1 protein-coding gene is annotated in these 257 nt (G+C 59.9%); it reads right to left on the bottom strand.

Annotated elements, in window-relative coordinates; genetic code table 11:
• A partial coding sequence (locus AAEY88_RS14435; RefSeq protein ID WP_350563498.1) for a hypothetical protein occupies positions 1-257 on the bottom strand: 257 nt, incomplete at both ends.

Raw genomic sequence — 257 nt, forward strand, 5'->3', positions numbered from 1 at the left:
GTCATCATATTGACGTCGTCGTAGTCGACCTCGGTGACCAGGTAGCTCAGTTGCAGGCGCTGCTCAACCGGAAGATTGAGCCCCAGCTTGAGCAAGCGTGAACGCATCACCGAGCCCGAATAGGCAACGGTGGTGTTTTTGATCCGCTCCTCACTCGCCGGCATGTACGAAGCGCCAGTACGCAACTCGCCAATGCTGCCCCGGGTACCGGGGTTGTAATCACCGAGGTGACGCTCGCTGGCGGCCACCAGCATGTC

Source organism: Psychrobacter sp. CAL346-MNA-CIBAN-0220, from assembly GCF_040309805.1.
Classification (GTDB): Bacteria; Pseudomonadota; Gammaproteobacteria; order Pseudomonadales; family Moraxellaceae; genus Psychrobacter.